The sequence below is a fragment of the Janthinobacterium kochi genome, from assembly GCF_051380715.1.
Classification (GTDB): Bacteria; Pseudomonadota; Gammaproteobacteria; order Burkholderiales; family Burkholderiaceae_D; genus Janthinobacterium.
The window spans coordinates 147,901-171,066 of record NZ_JBNYXO010000011.1 but is presented as its reverse complement, the minus strand read 5'-3'; the positions used below and the strand labels follow the sequence as shown (position 1 = coordinate 171,066).

Annotated in this window: 18 protein-coding genes; 11 read left to right on the top strand and 7 right to left on the bottom strand. The window is 62.4% G+C overall.

The genetic code is table 11. From position 1 onward, the window contains the following. Positions 1-227: 227 nt before the first annotated feature. The gene (xth, locus tag ACQ4WL_RS21570; protein ID WP_436511579.1) at positions 228-992 is read left to right on the top strand and encodes an exodeoxyribonuclease III; all 765 of its coding nucleotides are present in this window, start codon (positions 228-230) and stop codon (positions 990-992) included. An 80-nt stretch (positions 993-1,072) separates the two neighbouring features. On the opposite strand, the gene ACQ4WL_RS21565 is transcribed toward xth, so the two are convergent. Beyond that, complete coding sequence (locus ACQ4WL_RS21565) at positions 1,073-4,732, bottom strand: sensor domain-containing protein (RefSeq protein ID WP_436511578.1); 3,660 nt, start codon at positions 4,730-4,732, stop codon at positions 1,073-1,075. A 209-nt stretch (positions 4,733-4,941) separates the two neighbouring features. Here ACQ4WL_RS21565 and prpR point away from each other — a divergent pair, with 209 nt between their 5' ends. From prpR to ACQ4WL_RS21540, 5 genes are all read left to right on the top strand, one after another. After that, positions 4,942-6,567 carry a propionate catabolism operon regulatory protein PrpR gene (gene prpR / locus ACQ4WL_RS21560; protein WP_436511577.1) on the top strand — a complete coding sequence of 542 codons (1,626 nt, stop codon included), beginning with the start codon at positions 4,942-4,944 and terminating at the stop codon, positions 6,565-6,567. A 24-nt stretch (positions 6,568-6,591) separates the two neighbouring features. Next, a complete protein-coding gene (locus ACQ4WL_RS21555; protein WP_436511576.1) occupies positions 6,592-7,527 on the top strand; it encodes a phytanoyl-CoA dioxygenase family protein in 936 nt (311 codons plus the stop codon). A gap of 90 nt (positions 7,528-7,617) precedes the next feature. Further along, positions 7,618-8,490: an alpha/beta fold hydrolase gene (locus ACQ4WL_RS21550; protein WP_436511575.1), complete on the top strand. Its 873-nt coding sequence runs from the start codon at positions 7,618-7,620 to the stop codon at positions 8,488-8,490. A 9-nt stretch (positions 8,491-8,499) separates the two neighbouring features. Beyond that, positions 8,500-9,555, top strand: coding sequence for a sensor histidine kinase (locus ACQ4WL_RS21545; protein WP_436511574.1), 1,056 nt, complete (start codon positions 8,500-8,502; stop codon positions 9,553-9,555). Further along, positions 9,552-10,271, top strand: coding sequence for a LytR/AlgR family response regulator transcription factor (locus tag ACQ4WL_RS21540; protein WP_436511573.1), 720 nt, complete (start codon positions 9,552-9,554; stop codon positions 10,269-10,271). Before ACQ4WL_RS21545 ends, ACQ4WL_RS21540 begins: the two co-directional genes overlap by 4 nt. Positions 10,272-10,276: 5 nt before the next feature. Here ACQ4WL_RS21540 and ACQ4WL_RS21535 read toward each other — a convergent pair whose 3' ends face one another. The 3 genes from ACQ4WL_RS21535 to clpS all read right to left on the bottom strand — a co-directional run bounded on the left by ACQ4WL_RS21535 (position 10,277) and on the right by clpS (position 16,421). Next, positions 10,277-13,645 (bottom strand): S41 family peptidase, encoded by a 3,369-nt coding sequence (locus ACQ4WL_RS21535; RefSeq protein WP_436511572.1) that lies wholly within the window; start codon positions 13,643-13,645, stop codon positions 10,277-10,279. Between the two features lie 176 nt (positions 13,646-13,821). Beyond that, on the bottom strand, positions 13,822-16,122 hold the full coding sequence (gene clpA, locus ACQ4WL_RS21530; protein WP_436511571.1) for an ATP-dependent Clp protease ATP-binding subunit ClpA: 2,301 nt from the start codon (positions 16,120-16,122) through the stop codon (positions 13,822-13,824). Then, positions 16,119-16,421 carry an ATP-dependent Clp protease adapter ClpS gene (gene clpS, locus ACQ4WL_RS21525; protein ID WP_096234388.1) on the bottom strand — a complete coding sequence of 101 codons (303 nt, stop codon included), beginning with the start codon at positions 16,419-16,421 and terminating at the stop codon, positions 16,119-16,121. The genes clpA and clpS overlap by 4 nt, the downstream gene beginning before the upstream one ends. A 321-nt stretch (positions 16,422-16,742) precedes the next feature. On the opposite strand from clpS, the gene cspE reads away from it, so the two are divergent. Beyond that, on the top strand, positions 16,743-16,946 hold the full coding sequence (gene cspE / locus ACQ4WL_RS21520) for a transcription antiterminator/RNA stability regulator CspE (protein WP_010395943.1): 204 nt from the start codon (positions 16,743-16,745) through the stop codon (positions 16,944-16,946). Positions 16,947-17,038: 92 nt separating this feature from the next. On the opposite strand, the gene icd is transcribed toward cspE, so the two are convergent. Then, on the bottom strand, positions 17,039-18,292 hold the full coding sequence (icd, locus tag ACQ4WL_RS21515; protein ID WP_289949925.1) for an NADP-dependent isocitrate dehydrogenase: 1,254 nt from the start codon (positions 18,290-18,292) through the stop codon (positions 17,039-17,041). A 310-nt stretch (positions 18,293-18,602) separates the two neighbouring features. On the opposite strand from icd, the gene ACQ4WL_RS21510 reads away from it, so the two are divergent. From ACQ4WL_RS21510 to ACQ4WL_RS21500, 3 genes are all read left to right on the top strand, one after another. Then, entirely contained in the window at positions 18,603-19,166 is a 564-nt protein-coding gene (locus ACQ4WL_RS21510; protein ID WP_436511570.1) for a pseudouridine synthase, read from the top strand. 111 nt (positions 19,167-19,277) lie between these two features. Continuing rightward, positions 19,278-19,556 (top strand): hypothetical protein, encoded by a 279-nt coding sequence (locus ACQ4WL_RS21505; RefSeq protein ID WP_436511569.1) that lies wholly within the window; start codon positions 19,278-19,280, stop codon positions 19,554-19,556. A gap of 128 nt (positions 19,557-19,684) precedes the next feature. After that, positions 19,685-20,137, top strand: a complete 453-nt coding sequence (locus tag ACQ4WL_RS21500; RefSeq protein ID WP_436511568.1) for a DUF192 domain-containing protein — start codon at positions 19,685-19,687, stop codon at positions 20,135-20,137. A gap of 175 nt (positions 20,138-20,312) precedes the next feature. On the opposite strand, the gene rpsT is transcribed toward ACQ4WL_RS21500, so the two are convergent. Further along, positions 20,313-20,579: a 30S ribosomal protein S20 gene (rpsT, locus tag ACQ4WL_RS21495; RefSeq protein ID WP_010395935.1), complete on the bottom strand. Its 267-nt coding sequence runs from the start codon at positions 20,577-20,579 to the stop codon at positions 20,313-20,315. A 297-nt stretch (positions 20,580-20,876) separates the two neighbouring features. On the opposite strand from rpsT, the gene murJ reads away from it, so the two are divergent. Continuing rightward, positions 20,877-22,424 (top strand): murein biosynthesis integral membrane protein MurJ, encoded by a 1,548-nt coding sequence (murJ, locus tag ACQ4WL_RS21490; RefSeq protein ID WP_436511567.1) that lies wholly within the window; start codon positions 20,877-20,879, stop codon positions 22,422-22,424. Between the two features lie 161 nt (positions 22,425-22,585). Here the strand turns inward: murJ and ACQ4WL_RS21485 are convergent, their stop codons facing one another. Continuing rightward, a complete protein-coding gene (locus tag ACQ4WL_RS21485; RefSeq protein WP_436511566.1) occupies positions 22,586-23,083 on the bottom strand; it encodes an FxDxF family PEP-CTERM protein in 498 nt (165 codons plus the stop codon). Positions 23,084-23,166: the final 83 nt, after the last annotated feature.

Genomic DNA, 23,166 nt, shown 5'->3' with positions numbered 1-23,166 from the left:
CGTGCCACGCCAGCCACTTATGCCAAATCAAACATAGGGATTGATCAATCATACACAAAAACATAATAATCATGCGTCACGATTGGCTAAATATAAATACTTTATTGATACTCTTTTTCCCTGTAGGAAAATAAAGTGCTTGGCGATAAACGGGGAGCAGGACGCCGGCGAGACGCATGCGGTAAGATTCGCGCCTATCGATACCTATTCAAGCAAGGATTTTTCCCATGAAACTCGCCACCTGGAACGTCAACTCGCTCAAAGTGCGCCTGCCGCAAGTGCTGCAGTGGCTGACAGACAACCCGGTCGACATACTCTGCTTGCAAGAGACCAAGCTCACGGATGACAAGTTCCCCGTCGCCGAGGTCGAGGCGGCCGGCTACCAGGTAGTCTTCAGCGGCCAGAAGACCTACAACGGCGTGGCCATCCTGTCGAAGCTGCCGATCACCGACGTGGTGAAGAACAATCCCCTGTATGAAGATGCGCAGCAGCGCATCCTGGCCGCAACCATCGGTGGCGTGCGCATCGTCTGTGCCTATGTGCCGAATGGCCAGAGCGTCGATTCGGACAAATACGAATACAAACTGGGCTGGCTGGCTGCCCTGCACGACTGGCTGGCCGAAGAAGCGCAGCAGCACCCGCAGCTGGCCGTCGTGGGCGACTACAATATCGCGCCCGACGACCGCGACGTGCACGATCCTGTCGCCTGGGCCGGCCAGGTGCTGGTCTCGGACAAGGAACGTGCCGCCCTGCAGCGCCTGTTCGACATCGGTCTGACGGACGCCTTCCGCCTGTTCGAGCAGGCGGAAAAATCGTTCAGCTGGTGGGATTACCGCCAGTTGGGATTCCGCCTGAACAAGGGTTTGCGCATCGATCATATCCTGCTCTCGCCAACCCTGGCGGCCCGCTGCACGGCCTGCGTGATTGACCGCGTGCCCCGCAAGTGGGAGCAACCTTCAGACCACGCGCCGGTTGTGGCAAGCATCGATTAAGCGATGCGGGCATCATCGAAGGTGGACCACTGCAAGTGGGAACAGCTGTCCGACCATGCGCCGGTTGTGGCCACCATCGACTAATCAGGCAACCGTTCCAGCAGCGATAGCGCATTCGCCGCCGGCACGGGCGCCGAGAACAGATAACCCTGCGCATAGCGGCAGCCGTTCGCCTGCAGCAGGGCGAACTGCTCTTCCGTCTCTACGCCCTCGGCCACGGTCGACAATTGCAGGCTGTCAGCCAGCGCGATGATGGCCGCCACGATAGCGCGGTCTTCCGCGCTGTGTTCCAGGTCCTTGATGAAGGCACGGTCGATCTTGACCTTTTTCACGGGGAAGCGCTTCAGGTAGGCCAGGCTGGAATAGCCGGTGCCGAAATCGTCGATCGACAGGCGCAGGCCCATGCCATTGATCTGTCGCAAAATCTCCAGGGTATGCTCGCCGTGCTGCATCAGCGCCGTCTCGGTGATCTCGAATTCCAGCAGCGCCGGATCGATGCCCGTTTCACGCACCACCGCGCCGATGGCCGCCACCAGGCCCTTGTGCATGAACTGGCGCGGCGACAGGTTCACCGCCAAGAGCACGGGCTGCAAGCCCTGGCGCTGCCAGGCCATGCTTTGCTCGCACGCCTGGCGCATGACCCACTCGCCCACCGGTACGATCAAGCCGTTTTCTTCCATGATGGGAATGAAGCGGTCAGGCAGCACCAGGCCATGGCCGGGACGGCGCCAGCGCAGCAGCACTTCCATACCATGCAGGCGGCGCGTGGCGATATCGATGATGGGCTGGTAAAACAGTTCGAACTGCTGCAGCGCCAGCGCCGTGCGCAAGCTGCTTTCCAGGTCGAAGTGCAGGGCGGCCGCCTGGTTCATCGTCTGCGTGAAGAACTGATAATTATTGCGGCCATTGCCCTTGGCGTGGTACATGGCCGCATCGGCATGGCGCATCAAGGTGTCGACATCGCCGCCATCGTCCGGATACAGGCAGATGCCGATCGACGGCGTGACGTGCAGCACATGGCCATCGAGCGGAAAGGCGGGCGTCAGCATCTCGATGATCTTCTCGGCCACGCGCGACGCTTCGTCGGTGTCGCGGATGCCGGGCACCAGCACGACGAATTCATCACCACCCAAACGTGCCACCGTATCGCTGGCGCGCACCGCGCGGCAAAGCCGGCCGGCCACTTCCTTGAGCAGCACGTCGCCCGTCATGTGGCCGAGCGAATCGTTAATGGTCTTGAAGCGGTCCAGGTCGATGAACATCACGGCCAGCTTGCGCCCGGAGCGCTGCGAGGACAGCATGGCCCGTTCCAGGCGGTCCGACAGCAGCGCGCGGTTCGGCAAGCCCGTCAGGTTGTCGTGGTAGGCCATGTGATGCACGCGCGCCTCGGCCTGGCGCCGTTCGGCGATCTCACCCTGCAGCAGCAGATTGGCGCCGGCCAGTTCAGCCGTGCGTTCGTGTACGCGCAGCTCCAGTTCGTCGCGCGCGCGGCGCACCGCCTCGGCCGCCTCGCGGCGCGCCGTCACGTCGTCGACCAGCCACACGGAACGGCCATGCGCATGCGCCAGGTCGAACGGCCGGCCGGACAGGCGCGCCCAGAAACGGCTGCCATCCTTGCGCACCAGCTGGTATTCCGACATGTGCACCCTGCCGGCCTCGAAGTCGCGCGCCGTCTCGCCGCGGGCCGCCTTCCACGCGGCCACGTCCGGATACAAGGCCTGCACCGACAGGCCGTTGATCTCGCCGGGGCCGTAGCCGAACAGCTCTTCCATCTTGCTGTTGGCACGCAAATTGTAACCGCCCTCCACCACCGAGATGCCCAGCACGGCGCTGTCGAGGATGGCCTGGTTTTCCAGCAGCGCATTGCGCAAGGATTCTTCGGCGCGCTTGGCTTCCGTGCGGTCCTCGATGATCCAGATGGTGCCTGCAGCGGGATCGTCCGGATTGACGACGTAGGCGATCAGCTGCGCCCACAAGGTGCTGCCGTCGCGGCGCATCATTTCCACTTCCGTCTGGAACGGCTTGGCCACCGACAGGAAGGGGAAAGCCGCCGCGCCCAGCAACTCGTAGGACTGCTGCGACACGTACAGCGCGCGCCCGGGCAGGCCCAGTGCCTCGTCGCCGCTGTAGCCGAACATCGCAGCAAAGCCCAGGTTGTAGCGCGTGATCTGGCGGTTCTTGGTATACAGGATGCTGACCGAGGCATTCGTCATGATGGCCGCCACTTCCATCTGCGCCTGGCGGCTGTCGGTAATGTCTTCGAGTATCCAGATGGCGCCCTGCTCGCTGTGCGCCTGGTCGACGGCCTTGGCGCGGATGCGGCACCAGAACAGGCTGCCGTCACGGCGGCGGAACAGCGCTTCATCCTGCTCGTACGGCAAACCCTGTCCCAGCAGCGGCGTGGCCTGCACGCCAAACGCCTCGTAGGCGGCAGGCGAGGGAAACAGCTCGGCGGCGGGCAAGCCCGTCATCTCCTCCTGCGCGTAGCCGAACATTTCGGCGAAGCGGGGATTGCAACGCAAGACCAGGCGCGAACGCGAAAACAGGATGCCGACGGACGCATTGTCGAGGATGGCCTGCTGCTCCAGCATCAGCTGGCGCGTGGCCTCCTCGGCCGCCTTCTGCGCGCTGCGGTCGTCGAACAGCCAGATCGTGTCGCGCAAGCCGCGGTCGATCTGGCTCTCCGGGTTCAGTACATAACCATACGCCAGCGCCCAGAAAGTGGAGCCGTCGCGGCGGCGCATCTCCATCTCGCCCTGGAACGGCTGGCCGCGCCGCAGCAGGGGCGACGCTTGCCGCACCACGTTCTCATACGCCGCGCGTGACGGGTACAGGTCGGCGACGGCCAGGCCAACGCCGCTGTCGCCATCAAAACCAAAGCATTCGGCAAAGCGGCGGTTGTAGCGCAGCACGCCCTTGTCGCGCTGAAAACCGATGGCCAGCGGCGCGTTGTCCATCACGGCCTGCATTTCCAGCATGGCGCGGCGCAGCTGGTCTTCATCGCGCCGGTGATCGCTGATATCTTCGATAATCCATACCGTGCCGTCATGCGTATTGAGCGGATCGACGGCGCGCCCGTGCAGCCGGCTCCAGAACAGCGTGCCGTCCTGGCGCCGCAATTCCAGTTCGGTGCGGTATGGCTTGCCTTTGGAGAGCAGCGGCGCCGCCTCCAGCCCCAGGATGCGGCAATGCTCGGCGGAGCGGTATAGCACCGCGCCCGGCATGCCCGTCAACTGGTGGCGCGCATAGCCGAGCATCTCGGCGGCGCGGATATTGCACTCCTCGATGAAGCCGCCCTTGGAAAACATGATGCCGACGGCAGCGCTTTCCAGGATAGCCTGCTGTTCCAGCAAGGTCTTGCGCAAGGCTTGCTGGTCGCGCTGCTGCACGCTGATGTCGGCAAACACCAGGGTCGCACCCGGCAAGCCCTCGCCCACCGGCAGCGGCTTGGCCCATACCTGCACGGCGATGGCGGCATCGATCCCCTCCAGGCTGCTGTCCCAGTGCCGTTCGCGCCCGGCAGCGCCCAGCACGCCACGCAGCATGCTGGTGCTCGACGCACGGTAGGCGTCGGTAAAACAGTCGGCCAGCAGCCGGCCCGACACATCCCTGCCCAGCAGGGCGCTCAAGGCGCCATTCACCGCGACTACCATGCCGCACGCATCGCAGGCGCAGGCGGGCAAGGCGATCAGCTGCAAGGCATCGGCGATGAAATCGGGACTGGTCGGTACGCGGTTCATGGACACCATGGGTCGGTTGGTAGCGTTCGGAATACACCTGAGCAATACATTCCTCAGGCATCACGGTGCTGTTAGATCATAAACCAGTTTCCCGGGGTTTTTTCATATTCCTTATTGGCAATATCTGAAACGCCACAGACCACTTGCAACACGCCCGTTGCACAGCCGTTGCATGGGAATAAAATGAAACAAATCGTTTAGAATAAAGCATGCGCCGCCCTTCCCAACCTCCGCTCGACCACCGCGACAAACCCGTCATCTGGACCGTCTCCGTCTCGCGCCTGTTCGACCTGTTCCGCGACATCACACTCGAATACGACGACCTGGCGACGATCGAGCCGATCAACCTGGGCTTCGACGACGCCGTGCGCCACATCCGCGAACGCATGGCCACCGAGCGCTGCGACGCCGTCATCGCGGCCGGCTCGAACGGCGCCTACCTTAAAGGCCGGCTGTCGGTGCCAGTCATCATCGCCAAGGCCAGCGGCTACGACGTGATGCAGGCGCTGGCGCGCGCGCGGCGCATCTCGCCGCAGATCGGCGTCGTCACCTACCAGGACCCGATGCCGGAACTGGCCGAATTTGCCGCCACCTTCGGCTTCCAGATTGCCCAGCGCACCTATGCCACCGAGGAAGACGCACGCGCACAGATCAACGAACTGAAGGCGGCCGGCGTCAAGGCCGTCGTCGGCGCGGGCCTCGTCACCGACCTGGCCGAGGAAGCCGGACTGGCCGCCGTCTTCGTGTATTCGGCTACGGCCATCCGGCGCGCCTTCGACGACGCGCTGGAACTGGCGCGCCTGACCCAGATCGAGTCAAACCGCGGACGGCGCGCGGCAGTGGCCGACACTTTGCGCGCGCGGCATGGCCTGCACGACCTGCGCGGCGAATCGGAAGCGATGGAAGCGCTGCGCCAGTCGGTGGTGCTATACGCCCGCTCGCCGGCGACGGTACTGATCCAGGGCGAGACGGGTAGCGGCAAGGAATTGGTGGCGCAGGCGATCCACCGCGAAAGCCCGCGCAGCCTGGGTGCGAACCGGCCCTTCATCGCCATCAATTGCGGCGCCATCGCCGAATCCCTGCTCGAATCGGAGCTGTTCGGCCACGAGGACGGGGCCTTTACGGGTGCGCGCCGGGGCGGCCATGCGGGCCTGTTCGAAGCGGCCAACCACGGCACCCTGTTTCTCGACGAAATCGGTGAAATGCCGCTGGCCCTGCAAACGCGCCTGCTGCGCGTGCTGGAAGAGCGCGAAGTGGTGCGCGTGGGCGGCACGCGGCCCATCGCCATCAATGTGCGCATCATCAGCGCCACGCACTGCGACTTGGAACAGCGCATCCGCGAAGGACGCTTCCGCGCCGACCTGTTCTACCGCCTGGCCGTGCTGCGCCTGCATTTGCCCGCCTTGCGCGAACGCGCCAGCGACATTCCCGGCCTGGCCGAATGGTCGCTGAAAAACGCGCTGGCCGCGCTGGGCGCCCGGCCGCACCCCAACCTGCACGCGGAGATCCAGGCTTGCGCGCCGCTGCTGCGCCGCTACGACTGGCCCGGCAACGTGCGCGAACTGCGCAACCTGGCCGAACGCCTGGCACTGTTCCTGGCCGCCGAACCGCTGCAGGCGCTGACACCCGCCTTCGTGCTGGGCGTGGCGCCGGAACTGGGCAACGCTGCCGGTACGGCGGTGCTGCCGCCGGCACCGGCCGCCGCTATCACGCCACGCCTGGAAGATGAAAGCGCCAGCGCCGTGCTGGCACGCTTCGGCGGGCGCCGCGACGCCGCCGCCCACTACCTTGGCATCAGCCGCACCACCTTGTGGCGCCGCCTGCGCGCCGGCTGATTTTTCAACCCTACCAAAAACACCATGGACGACTGGCCTCACCTGCACGACTTATGGCAACGCTGCACGGGACATGGCGCCGGCGGCACCAGCGGACTGGCGCGCGACCACCAGGACATCAAGGCCCTGTACGCGCGCGGCATTTCGATGGAAGACACGCTGCACTTCCTGTATCAGCAACGGCCGACCCTGCAAGCCTACACGGACTGGATCGCCGCGCGCACGCGAGCACGCCCGGCGCACGCCGCCAGTCCTCACCAGGACGTGCTGTCCGCCGCCGAGCTGCGCCATTTCGAGGAGCACGGCTATCTCGTGCTGCGCGGTGCCGTGCCGCGCGCGCAGTGCGCCGCTGCCCGGACTGCCATCTGGGACTATCTGGGCGCCAGGCCGGATGATGCGGCATCGTGGTACCAGCCGCACCCGGGCAAGCGGGGCCTGATGCTGCAGTTTTCCGACCATCCGGCCCTTGAGGAAAACCGCCACAACGCGCACATACGCCACGCCTGCCAGCAGCTGTACGACACCGGCCTCGGCACCGGCGCCGGCATTTACGCCAGCATCGACAAGGTGAGCTTCAATCCGCCGGAAACGCCGCAGCACCGTTTCCTGGGCAGCGCCCTGCACTGGGACGTCAGCCTGCAGCAGCCGGTTCCGTTCAAGCTGCAAGGCATGCTGTACCTGAGCGACTGTCCCGCGCAGCACGGCGCCTTTCACTGCGTGCCCGGCTTCCAGCACCGCATGGCCAGCTGGCTGCGGCAAGTGCCGCCGGGCCGCCAGCCGCGCGAATGGGCCGTCGACAACTTGCGGCCCGTGCCTGTCGACGGCATGGCTGGCGATTTCATCATCTGGCACCAGGCCCTGCCCCATTGCGCCACGCCCAACCACGGCCTGGCGCCGCGCATGGTGCAGTACCTGACCTACCTTCCCGACCATTACCAGGATCAGGATGTGTGGCTCTGAACCACTCATCACGCCCTGCCGCCGCTCATCCCGCGGCACTGGCGGCCGCTCGCCTGCGCCGCTAGCATGGTCGTCAAGGAGGAGTACCCCATGAAACGAACACTGCAAACATTGATCTTGCTCAGTACCGTGCTGCTGGCAGGCGCCAGCCGGGCTGCCGCGCCCGCGGCATTCACGGTCGAGGTCACGGGCCAGGGCCGCCCGCTGATCCTGATTCCCGGCCTGGCGTCTTCGGGCGAAGTCTGGCAAGGCACGGTGGCGCGCCTGTGCGGCCCGCAAGCCGCACGCCAATGCCACGTGCTGACACTGGCCGGCTTTGCCGGCGTGGCGCCCATCGAAGGCGACTTGCTGGCACAGACGGAGCAGCAGCTGGCCGACTACATCGGCACCCAGAAACTGGGCCGGCCGGCCATCATCGGGCATAGCCTGGGCGGCTTCCTGGCCCTGAAAATGGCCATCGACCATCCAGCCCAAACGGGCAAGCTGGTGATCGTCGATGCGCTGCCTGCCCTGGGCGCCCTCCAGCTGCCATCCATCACGCCCCAGCAGCTGCAAGGCATTGCCACGCAGATGCGCACGGCCATGCACGGCCAGGATGCGGCATCGTTCGCGGAAGGCCAGCGACGCAGTGTCTCGACCATGGCCAGCAAACCGGAAGACGTGGCGCGCATCCTGGACTGGGGCCAGCGCTCGGACAGGAACAGCGTGATCGACGCCATGTCCACGCTAGTGGGAACTGACTTGCGCCAGGACGTGGCAAAAGTGCAGTCGCCTGCTCTGGTGCTGGGAACCTGGGCCGCGTACCGCGACTACACGACTCGCGCCGCAGTGGAAAACACCTTCCGTACCCAGTACCAGCAACTGCCCGGCGTGCAGATCGCGCTGGCCGACACGGCGCGCCACTTCATCATGTACGATCAGCCGGACTGGATGCTGGGGCGCATCGAACAGTTCCTCGATTAGCCGCGCGCCATGCAGCAAGCACGCCGCCCCCTGTTCGCTCGCCTGAATTGGTACTGGATCTTCCAGCTGGCCGGCTGGGGCGCCATCGGCTTGCTAACCTTGCTGAGCCTCAGCTACCAGGGCCTGAGCTGGGCCATCGCCGGCACCAGCTTCTGGGGTGCAGCCAGTGGCCTGGCGCTGTCCATCCCCTGGCGGCGCTGGCTGCGCCGCCAGCAGCTGGTGGGCCGGCATGCGGACTGGAAGCGCATTGTCCCGGCCTTGCTGGCGCTGGGCACGCTGCAAACGGCCCTCGTGGCGCTGGGATATTTCGTGCTGCGTCCCTTCGGCAACGTGCGCAGCATCGACTGGCTGCCATCGGCCCTGGCCTCATGGACTGGCATCTTTCTCGTGTGGACCGCGCTGTACGCGATGGTGCAGTCGCTGCGCCGCGCCAGCCGCTTCGAGGCCGAGGCGCTGCGCCTGGAAGTGCTGGCCAAGGATGCCCAGTTGCGCGCCCTGCAGGCACAAGTGAACCCACATTTTTTCTTCAATAGCCTCAATAGCGTGCGCGCGCTGATCTTCGAAGACCGCGAGGCAGCCGCGCACATGATCGACCAGCTGGCCAACCTGATGCGCCATGCGCTGCAATCTGGCCAGCACGCGACGGTGCCGCTGGCAGCCGAACTCGATGCCGTGCGTGCCTACCTGGCGATCGAACAGAGTCGCTTCGAACAGCGCCTGCGCGTCAGCTTCGACATCGCCCCCGGCGTAGAACACGTGCGCGTACCGCCCATGGCCCTGCAAACGCTGGTGGAAAACGCCGTCAAATATGGCGTCGAAGCGAGCGCCAATGGCGCCGATATCCGCATCGCGGCGCGGCGTTCCACTCCTGCCGACGGCGCCGCCATGCTGCAGATCGATGTGGCCAACACAGGCGCCTTGCGCGAACCCGGCACGTCTACCAGCGTCGGCCTGCGCAATGCGCGCCAGCGCTTGCAGCTGGCCTGCGGCGAGCGCGCCAGCCTGGAATTGCGCCAGCAGGCGGACTGGGTATTTGCCACCATCCATTTGCCGGAGCAGGCATGAACGGTCAACCGCTCAAGGTACTGCTGGTCGACGACGAGCGCCTGGCGCGCGCCGAGCTGCGGCGCCTGCTGGCACCACATGTGCAGCGCGGTGCCCTGGACATCGTGGGCGAGGCGGCCAGCGCGGCCGAGGCCGTTGCGCAGATCGGCAAGCTGCGGCCCGACCTGCTGCTGCTCGACGTGCAGATGCCGGGCGGCTCCGGTTTCGACCTGCTGGCCGCGTTGGATGATGCTCCCGACGTCATCTTTTGCACGGCCTTCGACCAGTACGCGCTGCAGGCGTTCGAGGTGAGCGCCCTGGACTACCTGCAAAAACCCGTGCAGGCGGCACGCCTGGCCACGGCGCTGGCACGCGCCGGCGCGCGGGCGCAAGCCATGCCGCCGCCCGCGCCACGCAAGGTCTTCATCAAGGATGGGGAACGCTGCTGGTTCGTGGCATTTGACGATATCCGCCTGCTGGAATCGGAAGGCAACTACACGCGCGTGCATTTCGGCGCACAGCATCCGCTGATGCTACGCACCCTGAACCAGCTGGAAGAAAGACTGGACCCCGCCCTGTTCTTGCGCGCCAACCGGCGCCAGATCGTCAACCTGGCGCAGGTGGCGCAGCTCGCGCCGAACGCCGCCGATGGCCTCGACCTGCACCTGCTGGACGGCAGCGTGGTGGAAGTATCGCGCCGCCGCGCGCAGCAGTTCAAGGCTGCCTGCGGCCTGTAACGGGACTATTTCAGCGCGGGGATCGGCTGCGCCTGGAAGGCGGGGCGCGGCTGTTCCTTGAGCTTTTTCGCCAGCATGTCGAGCGCCACTTCCAGCTGGCGGTCGGCACCATTGAAGGTGGCGTGCGGCGGATTTTCCACCTCGACGTCCGGCACCACGCCCACGCCTTCGATCAGCCACTGGCCATCGATGCCGAACTGGCCGTTTTCCGCCACGCGCGCCATGCCGTTATCGAGCAGGCGCGTATTGTCGCTGAGCCAGACACCGGCGCCGGCCGTACGCTTGCCCACCAGCGGCGCCAGGCCCAGGGCCTTGATGCCGGCAGCGAAGGTCTCGCCGTCCGAATACGTGAGTTCATCGACCAACACCACCAGGTGGCCGCGGAAGGTGTTCTGCATGTTCGACGATGGCTGCACGCCCGGCGGCGCCCAGTAGGCCCAGGCCTTGCGCAGCAGTTTTTCGATGATCCAGCTGTCGATATTGCCGCCGTTATTGCGCCGCACGTCGATGATCAGGCCTTCGCGGTTGACGTTGGCGTAAAAGTCGCGCGCGAACGAGGCGATGTCGTTCGCGCCCATGGCGCGCAGGTGCAGGTAGCCGATGCGCCCCTGCGAGGCGGCCGCCACCTGCTCGGCGCGGCTCAGTTCCCAGTCGCCATAGCGCAGCGCCGTCTGTTTTGCCATGTTGACGGGCGTGACGATGACGGCGCGCGGCGCGCTCCCCTTGCCATTACTCCGTTTGACCTGCAGCAGCACCTGCTTGTCGGCCTGGTTCAGCAGCAGGTCGCTGATATCGCGCGCGGCCAGCACGTCCTTGCCGTTGACGGCCGTGATCACGTCGCCCGCCTTCACATCCACTTCAGGGCGCGACAGGGGCGAGCGCGCCGAGGGCAATTCCGCTTCGCTGCGGTAGACATGCTCGACCTGGTAGCCATCGCCAGTGCGCACCAGCACGGCGCCCAGGCCGGCCGGCGTGCCTTCCTGTTCCGTGCGGCGCAGTTCGCCGGGACGAATCTGCGAATGCAGGGCGCCCACTTCGGCCACCATCATGCCCAACAAATCATTGAGTTCGGCGCGATCCGTGACCCGCTCGACCAGCGGCGCATATTTGTCGCGCGCCGCCTTCCAGTTCACGCCGCGCATCTTCGCGTCGTACAGGAAATCGCGGTGCAAGCGCCAGGCGTCGTTGAACATCTGCTTCCATTCCAGGCGCGGATTCGACACAAACGTCCAGTCATCGACCTTGACCTTGGCCTTCGACAGGTCGGATGGCAGCTTGGCGCCCGCCTCGATCACCAGCATCTCGCCCGGGCCGGTGGCCGTCGCCGTGCGATAGTACAAATGCTTTTTATCCTGGGCCAGGTCGAATTCGCGCACATTGGCCACCAGCAGTTCCGGCTTGGAGCCGGCATTGCCGATGGCGAGGGTCTTCAGGCTGGACTTGTTCTCGCCGCTTTCCCGTTCGAGGAAATACAGGCGCTTGTCATCCATGGCCAGCGCGCTGTAGTTGCCCGCCGCCAGCGGCACTTCATACAGGCGCTCGGCCAGTCCCTTGAAGACGACGTCCGGCAGGGCCGCCGGCGTTTTCTTCACGGCCGTCTTGCTGCCGGCCTTCTCCAGGGCCTTTTCCGCCGCCAGTTCGGCCGCCTTTTCATCGTCCGTCTCGGCCGGCTTGACGCCAGGACGGCTCAGTTCATCGTCGGGCTGGAACGGGAAACGGTTGCCTGGCTGCAGCGCCAGCGCATACACGCCGATGCGCTTGTCGAACACGGGACCCATGTTGCGGTCGCCCCACGGCGAACCGTTTGCCAGCTGGAAATTGCGCGCCGACAGGAAATACAGCCATTTTCCATCGGGCGAAAACACGGGAGAACCAGACGTATAGCGGTCGCTGGTGACGAACTGCAGCTGTTTCGACACGAGGTTGTACAGACCGATCTGCTCGCGCTGCTCGTTGCTGGCCACACGCACGATGGCCAGGTTGCGGCTGTCAGGCGACCATTGCACTTCGTCGTGCTTGTCCACGCCCGCCTTGCCCGCATCGTCGATCAGCTGGTTACCCTTGGTCGCCAGGTCCAGCAGCCAGAAACGGCCCTTCTTGTCCGTGTGGGCCAGCCAGCGTCCGTCCGGCGACGGGTACAGTTTCCAGCGGTGATTATCGCCCTGCATCGTCAGCTGCTCGCCCTTGCCCGAGCCATCGGCGGCATACTTCCATATCTCATTTTCGCCGCTCGTGTCGACGATGGCGTAGACGGATTTCTCATCGCTGCTGAAAACGGCATCGCGCGCCCGCGCTCCTTCGGGAATGGCGATATCGACGCGGCGCAAGCTGCCCGTGCCGGCGATGCTGACACGGCCCCGTGCGGTGAGGATGATGCGCTCATCCTTGCCCGACAGCTGCACATTGCTCAAGGTATCGAGCGGCGAGCGGATCTGGCGCGCGCGCTGCTGGTCGAAGTCGGACACGAGGCTGATGGCCAGCGGCTGCGAGGCGCCCGTTGCCGGGAGGTTCAGGTCCAGCACATGCAAATCGGCGCCCAGCTGATAGACGACCTTGCCATCGCCCAGCGCAGCGTTGCGCACGTCCCACTGCGTGTGGCTGGTCAACGCGCGGCGGTCGGAGCCATCGGGCAGCATGCTCCACAGGTTGTCGCTGCCGCCCGCGTCGCTGATGTAATAAACGCGGCCCTGCCACCACATGGGGCGCTTGTTGTTGCCCGCCAATACGGCAGGCTCCGTGTGCATGCGCGCGGCCTCGCCCTTGCCGTCCAGCGCATAGCGCCACAGGGTGGCATGCGCGCCGCCCCGGTAGTTGCGCACATTGTCGTTGGTCATGGCCAGGCCGAAACGTGTGAAGAACAGCGTCTTGCCCGCGTCGTCGAGCACGGCATCGTTGGCGTCAGCCACGGGAAACACGCGCCGCGTCTGTTTCACGGGATCGATGGCGGCGACGATGCGGCGCGAGGCGGGGCCATCCGTATTTTGCGTGCTGACCAGCACCTCGCCCTGTGCCGTCCAGCCCAGCACCAGCACGCCGCCATTGTCATACGAAATACGGCGCGGCAAGCCACCGGCCAGCGGCATCACATAGGCTTCCTGCGCCCCTTCATAGGCGGCGGAAAACGCCAGCCACAGGCCGTCACGGGAAATCGCCGCATTCGTTTCATAGCCGGGATGCGTGGTCAGGCGCTGCGCCGCGCCGCCGTGCACGCTGCTTTTCCACAAATCGCCTTCGGCCGTGAAGACGACGGTATCGCCGCGTACGGCGGGAAAACGGAAATAGCTGCCGGCAGGCGCGGTGGCAGCGGCGGCCGCAGCGTTAGCCAGCAGGCCGGCGGACAACAGGAGCAAGGTAAGATTGTTGGAAATTTTCATGTGAGCATCCAGATAGCGGTCAGGGCGATAAGGTGGCATGGACTTCATGTCGATACCGGACAGCAATTCTGGCATAAGCACGACCAAAGAAAACCTTCTTTATTGCTCACAAAAACGTAAAAAAACCCGCGCCACTTGCGTGGGCGGGTTTTTGATCGCGCGTGGCGCGGGAGGAATTATTCCACTTCCACCGTTTCCGGTGCTGCCGTCGGCGCCGCGTCGGGCGGTTCCGGGAATTCCAGCAAGACCTGGTCCTTGTCGTCGAGGTCGACCGTGACCCGTCCGCCCGTGACCAGACGGCCGAACAGCAGCTCGTCGGCCAGGGCCTTGCGGATCAGATCCTGGATCAGGCGTGCCATCGGCCGCGCGCCCATCAGCGGATCGAAGCCTTTCTTGCCGAGGAAAGCACGCAGCTTCTCGGTAAACACGGCTTCGACCTTTTTCTCGTGCAACTGTTCTTCCAGCTGCATCAGGAACTTGTCGACCACGCGCAGGATGATTTCCTGGTCCAGCGCGCGGAAGCTGATGGTCGCGTCGATACGGTTGCGGAATTCCGGCGTGAACATGCGCTTGATGTCGGCCATCTCGTCGCCTGCCTGCTTGGAATTGGTGAAACCGATCGAAGCTTTCTGCAAGCTTTCCGCCCCCGCATTGGTGGTCATGATGATGATCACGTTGCGGAAATCGGCCTTGCGGCCATTGTTGTCCGTCAAGGTGCCGTGGTCCATCACTTGCAGCAGGATATTGAAAATGTCCGGATGGGCTTTTTCAATTTCATCGAGCAGCAAGACCGCATGCGGCTTCTTGGTGATCGCTTCCGTCAGCAAGCCGCCCTGGTCGAAACCAACGTAGCCCGGTGGCGCGCCGATCAGGCGGCTGACGGCGTGGCGTTCCATGTATTCCGACATGTCGAAACGGATCAGCTCGATACCGAGGATGAAAGCCAGTTGCTTGGCCACCTCGGTCTTGCCCACGCCCGTCGGGCCGGAAAACAGGAAGGAGCCGATCGGCTTGTCCGTCTTGCCCAGACCCGCGCGCGCCATCTTGATGGCCGACGCCAGCGCATCGATGGCAGGATCTTGCCCGAATACCACATTGCGCAAGTCGCGGTCGATCGTTTGCAGCTTGCTGCGGTCATCCTGGTTGACCGTTTGCGGCGGAATGCGCGCGATCTTGGCGATGATGTCCTCGATCTCGGCCTTGCCGATGGTTTTCTTTTGCTTCGACTTCGGCAAGATGCGCTGCGCCGCGCCCGCTTCATCGATGACATCGATCGCCTTGTCGGGCAGATGGCGGTCGTTGATGAAGCGCGCCGCCAGTTCGGCGGCCGTCGTCAGGGCCGAGGCCGAGTATTTCACGCCATGGTGCTCTTCGAAGCGCGATTTCAGGCCGCGCAGGATCTGTATGGTCTGCTCGACGGTCGGCTCGTTGACGTCCACTTTCTGGAAACGACGGCTCAAGGCATGATCTTTCTCAAACACCCCGCGGAATTCCGTGTACGTGGTCGCGCCAATGCATTTCAACTGGCCGTTGGCCAGTGCCGGTTTCAGCAGGTTCGAGGCATCCAGGGTGCCGCCCGAGGCCGAGCCCGCACCGATGATGGTGTGGATCTCGTCGATGAACAGGATGCCGTTCGGATTATCCTTCAATTGCTTCAGCACGGCTTTCAGGCGCTGTTCGAAGTCACCGCGGTATTTGGTCCCGGCCAGCAAGGCACCCATGTCCAGCGAATACACGACGGCATTTTGCAGGATTTCCGGCACATCGCTTTGCGTGATGCGGTAAGCAAGGCCTTCAGCGATGGCCGTCTTGCCCACGCCCGCCTCGCCGACCAGCAGCGGATTGTTCTTGCGGCGACGGCACAGGATCTGGATCACGCGGTCGACTTCTTCCTCGCGGCCGATCAGAGGGTCGATCTTGCCTTCGGCAGCGGCCTTGTTCAGGTTTTGCGTGAACTGGTCGAGCGGGCTTTCCTTCGGCTGGCCATCGACAGGCGCTTCTTCCACGCCTTCGGAGGCTTTCGCGCTTTCCGTCGACTGGTCCTTGCGCACGCCGTGCGAGATGAAATTGACCACGTCCAGGCGCGTTACGCCCTGCTGGTGCAGGTAGTACACAGCATGCGAATCCTTTTCGCCGAAGATGGCCACCAGCACATTGGCGCCCGTGACTTCCTTCTTGCCATTCGATGCGGACTGGACGTGCATGATGGCGCGCTGGATCACGCGCTGGAAACCAAGCGTCGGCTGGGTGTCGACTTCGCCCGTGCCAGGCACGGTCGGCGTGTTATCGCCGATGAAATTGGTGAGGGTCTTGCGCAGGTCGTCTATATTGACCGCGCAGGCACGCAACACCTCGGCAGCGGAGGGATTGTCCAGCAGTGCCAGCAGTAAATGCTCAACCGTGATGAATTCATGCCGTGCCTGCCGAGCTTCGACAAACGCCATGTGCAAACTAACTTCTAATTCCTGCGCAATCATACTTCCTCCATCACGCACTGCAGGGGGTGCCCCGCCTTGCGCGCATGCGTTAAAACGAACTCCACTTTGGTACACGCTATATCTTTAGAGAACACGCCGCACACTCCTTTGCCGTAGCGATGAACACTGAGCATGATTTGCGTCGCCGTTTCACGATCCTTGTTGAAATACTCCTCAATGATGGCCACCACAAATTCCATCGGGGTGTAGTCGTCATTGAGCAAGGCTACCTGGTAGAGCGGTGGCGGCTTCAGTACCTGCCGCTCCAGCAGGGTTTCTGTGTCGTGCTTGGTTGCCATACGCTTATTCTAATGCTTTCACAGTGGTTGTCATGCGCAATATCTACGCCTTTCCAATTGTTTTCAATCTTACGCGTTTTCTTAATAGTGCGCAGATGGCGACCTTGCTGTCAAAATCAAGAGTGGCTTTTTTGGTTGCCGTGAAGAATTTGGCAATATCGATGGAAAAGCGCTTGACTTCATTATTTATTCCGCCAACAATGCTGTATCGACTGTTGCAGTAATGTACAGCTTGATAAGAAGTGAGACGTCGAGGAGGGGGCAAGAAGCTTCTTGCTTTTATGGCTCGTGTGATTTGTTTTAATTTTGAAAGTTCTTTTTATGGCAACAGGTACAGTTAAGTGGTTCAATGATTCCAAAGGTTTTGGCTTCATCACTCCAGATGACGGCGGCGAAGATTTGTTTGCTCACTTCTCCGCAATCAACATGAACGGTTTCAAGACCCTCAAAGAAGGTCAAAAAGTTCAATTCGAAGTCACGCAAGGCCCTAAAGGCAAGCAAGCTTCCAACATCCAAGCAGCCTAAGCATCGCCGGCCCTCAGATGTGAAAAACCCCGTTGTCAAACGGGGTTTTTTTTCGTCCGCAGGGTGCGCTGCACCCTGCCCTGTCCCGCGTGTTACATGTGCTCGATCATCACGTCGCCGAAACCGGAACACGACACTTGCGTCGCGCCTTCCATCAGGCGGGCGAAATCGTAGGTAACGCGCTTCGAGGCGATCGACTTTTGCATCGAAGAAATAATCAGGTCGGCCGCTTCCAGCCAGCCCATGTGGCGCAGCATCATTTCCGCCGACAGGATCAGGGAACCGGGGTTCACGTAATCCTTGCCCGCGTACTTCGGCGCCGTGCCGTGCGTCGCCTCGAACATGGCGACGGAGTCGGACAGGTTGGCACCCGGTGCGATGCCGATGCCGCCCACCTGCGCCGCCAGCGCGTCGGAAATGTAATCGCCGTTCAAATTCAGGGTGGCGATGACGCTGTATTCGGCCGGACGCAACAGGATTTGTTGCAGGAACGCGTCAGCGATGGAATCCTTGACGATGATGTCGCGGCCCGTCTTCGGATTCTTGAACTTGCACCAGGGACCGCCATCGATCAGTTCGGCGCCGAATTCCTTTTGCGCCAGCGCATACGCCCAGTCGCGGAAGCCGCCTTCCGTGTACTTCATGATGTTGCCTTTGTGCACGATCGTCACGGATGGCTTGTCATTGTCGATCGCGTACTGGATGGCCTTGCGCACTAGGCGCTGCGTGCCTTCGATGGACACGGGCTTGATGCCCAGGCCCGAGGTGGCCGGGAAGCGGATCTTCGTCACGCCCATTTCATTGATCAGGAAATCCATCAATTTCTTGGCTTCGGGCGAGCCCTGCTGGTATTCGATGCCGGCGTAGATATCTTCCGAATTTTCGCGGAAAATCACCATGTCGGTCTTTTCCGGCTCTTTCACGGGCGATGGCACGCCCGTGAAGTAGCGCACGGGGCGCAGGCAGACATACAGGTCCAGCTGCTGGCGCAGCGCCACGTTCAGCGAGCGGATGCCACCGCCGACGGGCGTGGTCAGCGGGCCCTTGATGGAAACGACGTAATCTTTCAGCACGGCCAACGTTTCTTCCGGCAACCACACATCGGGGCCGTATACATTCGTCGATTTTTCGCCCGCATAGATTTCCATCCAGCTGATCTTGCGCGCGCCGCCGTAAGCCTTGGCCACAGCAGCGTCAATCACCTTGATCATGACCGGGCTGATATCGATGCCTGTGCCATCGCCTTCAATGAAGGGAACGATGGGATTATCGGGTACATTCAGCGAAAAATCGGCGTTGACGGTGATTTTTTGGCCGTCAGCAGGTACAGTGATATGTTGATACATCGTGATCTCCGAAGTGGGACACACCGCTGGCGGGCAACACAGGCCAGCGACGCGCTCTGCGGTTGCAGAGTTTACAAAAACAAGTCCGAACATGGCGGCAACAACGCACTTTAGCAGGGAAAGAACACCCGGGCCATCTGCACCGCACTGCAGAATGCAGCGCCAAAGAATTATATCGCCACGCTGGCACCAAGTCTTCTATAAGACATAAGACCAGCGTTTCACATTATGCACCAGTATCTCACAGGGCGCCACGCTTTTGCGGCGCCAACCAGCGGCCACCATCGTTTGCATCCATTCATTTATCAGCATGCCACTCATTCTCTTCAATAAACCATTCCAGGTCCTGTGCCAGTTTTCGCCGCAGGACGGCCGCCTCACCCTGGCTGACCATTTGACCATTCCCGGCATCTACCCGGCCGGCCGGCTCGACGCCGACAGCGAAGGCTTGCTGCTGCTGACGGACGACGGCCGCCTGCAGCACGAGATCAGCCACCCCGACCGCAAGGAAGCGAAAACCTACCTGGTGCAAGTCGATGGCGTACCCGACGCGGCCAGCCTGGCGCGCCTGCAGGCGCCGCTGGATCTGGGCGACTTCGTCACCAAGCCGTGCAAGGCCGTGCGCATCACCGAGCCGGACTGGCTGTGGCCCCGCAACCCGCCCATCCGCGCGCGCGCCGACAAGCCGACCTCGTGGCTGGCGATCACGTTGAAAGAAGGGAAAAACCGGCAAGTGCGGCGCATGACAGCTGCTGTCGGCCTGCCCACCCTGCGCCTGGTGCGCAGTGCCATCGGCCCGTTCTCGCTGGCCAGCCACCCCCTGCTGCCTGGCGAATGGTGTGAAGTGCCGGTCGAGAACATTGGAAAAGCGTGAGCAGGACAAGAAAAGATGGCTTCAGTACTAAAATTTTGCCAATAAGCACTATTTATTTTTAGATAATGCATTAAAATCACCCCACCTTAACATGACGGAAAAGGAAAGATGATGACAAAAGTAATACTGACGCTGGCCGCCTCCCTGCTTGCCGGCGCCGCATTAGCGCAATCAGGTGCCAAGGTGCACGCTTCCGCAGCGCCCGATGCCGTCAAACCGCCCCCCGCATCGGCAGCCAGCCATGCTTCGGCCGCCCCCGATGCCATCAAACCGGTGCCGCCGGCAGCGGCTTCCGTCAACGCTTCGGCCGCGACGGATGCGGCGCGCCTGCTTCCCCAGGCGCGCAAGACGAAGCAGCCAGCCGCTGAAGCAGGCAAGCCCGTGAAATAAGCGTCGTCCCCGGGGTTACAACAACTATGTTGCTGTAACCCCACGCTTTCGGCGCGGCCAGACTGCAGGCTTGACCGGGCGGCTGCCTGCATGGCTTAATCGCCGCTTCGCAGCCACCGTCCCGCGCCATGAAAACTTCCCTACGCTGTCTCAGCCTGTCCATCGCCCTGATGGCTTGCGCCAGCATTGCGCAAGCGCAAACATCGCAAGGCAAGAGCTTGCAACTGTCGGCCGGCATGCATTTGATCCAGGCGGAAGTCGCCGCCACGCAAGAGCAACGCGAACAAGGCTTGATGTACCGTGAAAAGATGCCGGTGAATGCGGGCATGCTGTTCGTCTTTGGCAACCCGTCGACGCAATGCATGTGGATGAAAAATACGCCGCTGCCCCTGTCGGTGGCCTTTATCGACGCCAGTGGCAAGATCGTCAACATCGAAGACATGCAAGCGCATACACTCGACAGCCATTGCTCCACCAGGACCGTGCCCGTGCGCTATGCGCTGGAAATGAACCTGGGCTGGTTCAAACAAAAGAACATCAAGCCAGGCATGAACATCGGCAACTTGCCCGCCTTGCACTAAGCCGTGGCGGCCGGCAGCGGGCCGCTGCCGGAAAACGCAGCAGAAGGTGGCCATAAAAAGCACGCGCCCACGCGAAAAAACCCGCCAGAATGAATCTGCGGGTTTTTGCTTTTCAACCAGTGCCAGCGTACCGGCACAGGCAAGGCCACCTTGGTGACTTGCCTGCTGGAGAATATTAAGCGGACAGTGCTTTCAAAGCAGCTGCCAGACGGCTCTTATGGCGAGCTGCCTTGTTTTTGTGGATGATCTTCTTGTCAGCGATACGGTCGATGGTCGACACGGATGCTTGGAAGATTGCAGCAGCAGCTGCCTTGTCGCCACCTTGGATCGCTTTGCGAGCAGCTTTGATAGCCGTGCGCAAGGTCGAACGTTGGGACGAATTGTGTGCGTTTTGCTTAACTGCTTGACGAGCGCGTTTGCGCGCTTGTGCGGTATTTGCCATGGAATTTCCTAAAACAGGGTCAAAGTGCGTTTGCAAACATTAGTGTTTGCCAACCGGTGCGTTCTGTGCGTCTGCCGAACCATGTGTGCCAAACCAGTGCCTGTCAAACATTAGTGTCTGCGTAACAGAATTCTGTACAGCCTTCGATTATAGCGATATTTTCAAGCGGGGGCAAATCAAAAAACCGTGTGTGACGCCAAAAACACCTGAAAATGGGCCTGACAAGGGCGAATCAACAGCGATTGTTACCATATTTTAAGCGTTTTCCAAGGCCATGCACGGCTATAATCTGCCTCCATGAACTTGCTTAAAACCCTCGCCGCCATCTCCAGCATGACGATGCTGTCCCGTGTGACCGGATTATTGCGCGAAAGCCTGTTCGCGCGCGCCTTTGGCGCCGGCGCGTACACGGACGCCTTCATTGTTGCCTTCCGCATCCCCAACCTGTTGCGCCGCTTGTTTGCCGAGGGTGCGTTCTCGCAAGCCTTCGTGCCGATCTTGTCGGAATACAAGAACCAGCATGGCCAGGAGGCCAGCAAACAATTGGTCGACCATGTGGCCACCACCCTGGTCTGGGCCACCGTGCTCGTGTCCGCCATCGGCATCGTCGGTGCGCCGTGGTTCGTGTACGCGATCGCCACGGGCCTGACCAAGGATGCGGGCGCTTTTGATGCGGCCGTGTGGATGACGCGCTTGATGTTCCCTTATATTACTTGCATGTCTTTCGTGGCCCTGGCCGGCGGCATCTTGAATACCTGGCGCGAATTCAAGATTCCCGCGTTCACGCCGGTGCTGCTGAACCTGTCATTCATCGCCGCCTCGCTGTTCCTCGCACCCTATTTAAAACAGCCGATCTACGCCATGGCCATTGCCGTGTTCGCCGGCGGCCTGCTGCAAGTGGCGATCCAGATTCCCGCGCTGATCAAGATCGGCATGCTGCCGCGCCTGTCGCTCAATCCTGCCATTGGCCTGTCCGACGGCGGCGTGCGCCGCGTGCTGAAGAAGATGGGGCCGGCCGTGTTCGCCGTCTCGGCAGCGCAGATCAGCCTGATGATCAATACGAGCATCGCGTCGCGCCTGGCCGAGGGCAGCATTTCCTGGCTGTCATACGCGGACCGCCTGATGGAGTTCCCCACCGCCATGCTGGGCGTGGCCCTGGGCACCATCTTGCTGCCCAGCCTGTCGAAGGCGAATGTAGATGGCGACAAGACGGAATACTCGGCCCTGCTGGACTGGGGCTTGCGCCTGACCTTTTTGCTGGCCCTGCCCGCCGCCGTCGGCATGGCGACCCTGGCTACGCCGCTGATCGCCACCCTCTTCCACTACGGCAAGTTCACGGCCGAATCCGTGACCATGTCGACGCAGCCGCTGGTGGCCTACAGCCTGGGCCTGATCGGCATCATCCTCGTGAAAACCCTGGCGCCCGCGTTCTATGCGCGCCAGGACATTCGCACGCCCGTGAAAATCGCCATCGGCGTGCTGATCGCCACACAGCTGATGAATTTGCTGTTCGTGCCCTACATCGCCGTGGCCGGCCTGGCCCTGTCGATCGGCCTGGGCGCTTGCCTGAACGCCAGCTTCCTGTACTGGGGCTTGCGCAAGCGCGGCATCTACCAGCCGAAACCGGGCTGGGCCAAGTTCTTCCTGCGCCTGCTGCCGGCACTCATCGTGATGGGCGGCGTGGCGTATGTTGGCGCCATGCGCATCGACTGGATCGCTATGCAAGCCCATCCGCTATTGCGGGCCGGCGCGCTGGCCCTGCTGGTGAGCCTGTGCGGCGTGGCCTACTTTGCCACCCTGTTCCTCGTTGGCTTCCGCTTCCGCGACTTCAAGCGCCACGCGTGACAACATGCGCAGGACGTTGTTGCCTGCGTCTCGCTGGACTAGCGTACTGTCGTCGACTTGGCGCCTGGTCCTGCGCATGTTGTCGCAATCGCACATATAGCCATGCAATAGAAACAAAAAAACCCGCCTCGGCGGGTTTTGTCATTCTGGCTGAAAAACAATCAAACGGCTTTGCGGGCGCGGCGGCGGGCCGCGAAACCGACCAGTGCCAGGCCACCCAGCAGCATGCCGTAGGTTTCAGGTTCCGGCACGGGCAAGGCCGATACCGTACCCACGTATTGGCCATTCTGCAAACCGGTCAAGCCGGAAACGCGCACCTCGTAGCTGCCAGCCGCCAACGGCCCCGCCCAGCTCAGGCTCTGGATGCCAGCTACCGATGCCCAGGTCAGGTCGCCATAGCCCACCAGTGTGGCGGCAAAGTTGCTGATTGCGCCATCGGGAACGGAAAACGTTTGCAATGCACCGAACGACGCCGACGATGGCGTCAGCAGTTTAAAGGTCCACAAATCGTCGATCACCGAATTGGCAGCGAAATTGGTGGTGATGGATGCCCGTGTATCAAATCCGCTCGGGTCCAGGATGCCCAGATTGTAAGTGGCCGCCGACGCGCTGAACGATGCTGCAGCCAGAATGCCGGCCGCGATAAATTTCAATTTCATAACTTATCCCTTAAAGTAATGTATGGCCGCCAGGTAGGGCCAGCCACCGTTTTAGTACTGAAAGTACCAGACAGAATGGTAGC

What these genes read in the sequence shown, in the direction of transcription:
- xth (WP_436511579.1), top strand. Translation starts at nt 228, where the DNA reads ATGAAACTCGCCACCTGGAACGTCAACTCGCTCAAAGTGCGCCTGCCG.
- ACQ4WL_RS21565 (WP_436511578.1), bottom strand. Translation starts at nt 4,732, where the DNA reads ATGAACCGCGTACCGACCAGTCCCGATTTCATCGCCGATGCCTTGCAG.
- prpR (WP_436511577.1), top strand. Translation starts at nt 4,942, where the DNA reads ATGCGCCGCCCTTCCCAACCTCCGCTCGACCACCGCGACAAACCCGTC.
- ACQ4WL_RS21555 (WP_436511576.1), top strand. Translation starts at nt 6,592, where the DNA reads ATGGACGACTGGCCTCACCTGCACGACTTATGGCAACGCTGCACGGGA.
- ACQ4WL_RS21550 (WP_436511575.1), top strand. Translation starts at nt 7,618, where the DNA reads ATGAAACGAACACTGCAAACATTGATCTTGCTCAGTACCGTGCTGCTG.
- ACQ4WL_RS21545 (WP_436511574.1), top strand. Translation starts at nt 8,500, where the DNA reads ATGCAGCAAGCACGCCGCCCCCTGTTCGCTCGCCTGAATTGGTACTGG.
- ACQ4WL_RS21540 (WP_436511573.1), top strand. Translation starts at nt 9,552, where the DNA reads ATGAACGGTCAACCGCTCAAGGTACTGCTGGTCGACGACGAGCGCCTG.
- ACQ4WL_RS21535 (WP_436511572.1), bottom strand. Translation starts at nt 13,645, where the DNA reads ATGAAAATTTCCAACAATCTTACCTTGCTCCTGTTGTCCGCCGGCCTG.
- clpA (WP_436511571.1), bottom strand. Translation starts at nt 16,122, where the DNA reads ATGATTGCGCAGGAATTAGAAGTTAGTTTGCACATGGCGTTTGTCGAA.
- clpS (WP_096234388.1), bottom strand. Translation starts at nt 16,421, where the DNA reads ATGGCAACCAAGCACGACACAGAAACCCTGCTGGAGCGGCAGGTACTG.
- cspE (WP_010395943.1), top strand. Translation starts at nt 16,743, where the DNA reads ATGGCAACAGGTACAGTTAAGTGGTTCAATGATTCCAAAGGTTTTGGC.
- icd (WP_289949925.1), bottom strand. Translation starts at nt 18,292, where the DNA reads ATGTATCAACATATCACTGTACCTGCTGACGGCCAAAAAATCACCGTC.
- ACQ4WL_RS21510 (WP_436511570.1), top strand. Translation starts at nt 18,603, where the DNA reads ATGCCACTCATTCTCTTCAATAAACCATTCCAGGTCCTGTGCCAGTTT.
- ACQ4WL_RS21505 (WP_436511569.1), top strand. Translation starts at nt 19,278, where the DNA reads ATGACAAAAGTAATACTGACGCTGGCCGCCTCCCTGCTTGCCGGCGCC.
- ACQ4WL_RS21500 (WP_436511568.1), top strand. Translation starts at nt 19,685, where the DNA reads ATGAAAACTTCCCTACGCTGTCTCAGCCTGTCCATCGCCCTGATGGCT.
- rpsT (WP_010395935.1), bottom strand. Translation starts at nt 20,579, where the DNA reads ATGGCAAATACCGCACAAGCGCGCAAACGCGCTCGTCAAGCAGTTAAG.
- murJ (WP_436511567.1), top strand. Translation starts at nt 20,877, where the DNA reads ATGAACTTGCTTAAAACCCTCGCCGCCATCTCCAGCATGACGATGCTG.
- ACQ4WL_RS21485 (WP_436511566.1), bottom strand. Translation starts at nt 23,083, where the DNA reads ATGAAATTGAAATTTATCGCGGCCGGCATTCTGGCTGCAGCATCGTTC.